Consider the following 2195-nt stretch of genomic DNA (forward strand, 5'->3'; position numbering starts at 1 on the left):
GTTAAGATCTTGGTATGGATATTAAACTTGCCCTTTTGTTTCTAACCCCCGTTTTTATCGTGGCCTGCCTGTTCTTCGGCACCCGAAACGGTTTCTACGACTCCGATGATTACCATGGCAATGGTTCTGCCCATTAGGGAGCGATCGCTCTCCTAGATCCGTAGGTTTAGACTCGTCACTGTCTGCTCTCGTAGAGTTTTGCTAGGGACAGCTTCCCGCTAGGTAGGCTGCCCAGAGTTCTCTATGGTTTGATTGCGATGAACATGGTCTTGACTAGGACAGGTAACATCCCTTGGATTTGGCTTGCATCACGCTAGATTTAGTCGCTAGACTCAATTAAAGCGTCCTGTTAACCGTGAGTGATCTGTCGCTCAACCGTACGAAACCGATGATAGCCCCCAACTCTTGCATTCCTGTCCTAGTGCTGTTCTCGCCTGTCTTCGCCATCCAAGGAGCCAAGTATCGTGCTTGAGCTAGAGTGCCTGCCCTATGCTGTGGGACACGACACAGAAGGGGTTTGTCTGCTCGTCCGTATTGGCACCTATCGCATCTTGCTAGACTGTGGTCTGCAGGATGTTTCCCTGCTCAAAAGCCACGATGGTTCCTTACCCCCGGCTGATGCGGTGCTCTGTAGCCACGCCCATCAAGACCATGCTCGGGGATTGTTAGCGCTGCACCAGGCCTATCCCCAGCTTCCCATCTATGCCAGCGGCGTTACCGCTAAGCTGCTGCCTCTCAATTGGCCCGAGGAGCCGGAGGTTCCTGATTTTTGCCAACCTTTAGCGTGGCGATCGCCCTTTAGTCTCTACCCCGATCTCACGGTTGAACTCTGGCCCGCCGGCCATCTCCCCGGTGCCGCTGCTGCCCTGATTACTCACAAAACTCCCGAGCGCGACTATACCCTGATCTATACCGGGGATTATCTACTCTCCAGTTCCCGCCTTGTAGACGGGTTGCCCTTGGATGAACTGCGGGGACTGCGCCCGGATATTTTGATTACCGAAGGTAGCTATGGCACCTCTCGCCATCCCCACCGCCGCCAGCAGGAAAATCAACTTGCCGAACGCATCCATCGAGCGATCGCCCTCGGCCAATCGGTTCTTCTGCCCACCGAACCCCTAGGGCTAGGGCAAGAACTCCTGATGCTGCTGCGTAGCCATCACCATTTCACCGGGCGGGATATTGATATTTGGGTAGACGGCATGGTAGCTGCCGGATGTGATGCCTACCTGACCCTCATGCCCTACCTGCCCAGTACGGTGCAAAACTTTGCCCGCCACCAGCCCCTCTTTTGGGATACCCGCGTGCGTCCTAGGGTGCGGCGCTGGAGCCAACGGGATGAGCAAACCGACGCCTGGTATCAAACGCCCTGCATTGTGATTACGGATGACGTTGAGCGGGTGCTGAGCAGCCCCCAAGCGGCCACCCAGCGCTGGCTATTGCTGTTGACGGAACAACCAGGGCGATCGCCTCAGGATCTCTATCCATCGCTCATTGAGCACATGCCCCCCCAGTTTCAGTCCTTCATTCAATCAGGACAGTGGCTGGTAGACACCTACCTGCTCAGCGAACATTGCGACGGCCCGGGTACCGCTCAGCTAATCCACAACCTTCGCCCCCAGCATGTCATCTTCGTCCACGGAGCCCCTCAATACCTCACAGACTTGACCGGGCTAGACGAACTGCAAAGCCGCTATCATCTCCACTGTCCCACGGCTAATTCTCTGGTGGAGCTACCCATTGGCGAGATGTTCCATCAGCCAGCCCCCCCAGACATCCGCTATGAAGGGGAGCTGACTGAGCTGGAAACCATCATTATGGTTACCTTGCCGGAAAACATGACCCACGATCCTCGCTGGCAGCACCTAGCCGATACGGGACTGGTAGAAGCTCGCTGGCAGGGAGATGAGCTAGTGTTGCGGGGCGTGTCTCAGCGAGAACTGCTTAGCCAGGGTACGGAAGCTGCCGCTCTCAGCGGTTTAGAATGCTGCGAAAACTGTCGCTTCTTTCGTAAGCAGCGATGCTCTGGGCAAAATTCTCCCCTTTTTGGCTTCAAGGTCACGCCGGAGGGCTACTGCCCCGCCTTCGAACCACGTAGCTAGCCTGAAGATGACGTGACGTGGACTGAAGGGACGAGCGGTCTCCAGTCCCCGCAGAACGATTATTCTCCTAGTCAGGATTTGATTCAGGATAGG

2 protein-coding genes are annotated in these 2195 nt (G+C 55.9%); both read left to right on the top strand.

Annotated features, from left to right (window positions below):
* Window positions 1-14 precede the first annotated feature (14 nt).
* Window positions 15-137 carry a hypothetical protein gene (locus V6D20_10650; GenBank protein ID HEY9816240.1) on the top strand — a complete coding sequence of 41 codons (123 nt, stop codon included), beginning with the start codon at window positions 15-17 and terminating at the stop codon, window positions 135-137.
* A gap of 327 nt (window positions 138-464) precedes the next feature.
* Window positions 465-2102, top strand: a complete 1638-nt coding sequence (locus tag V6D20_10655) for an MBL fold metallo-hydrolase (GenBank protein HEY9816241.1) — start codon at window positions 465-467, stop codon at window positions 2100-2102.
* Window positions 2103-2195: the final 93 nt, after the last annotated feature.

The organism is Candidatus Obscuribacterales bacterium (assembly GCA_036703605.1).
Taxonomy (GTDB): domain Bacteria; phylum Cyanobacteriota; class Cyanobacteriia; order RECH01; family RECH01; genus RECH01.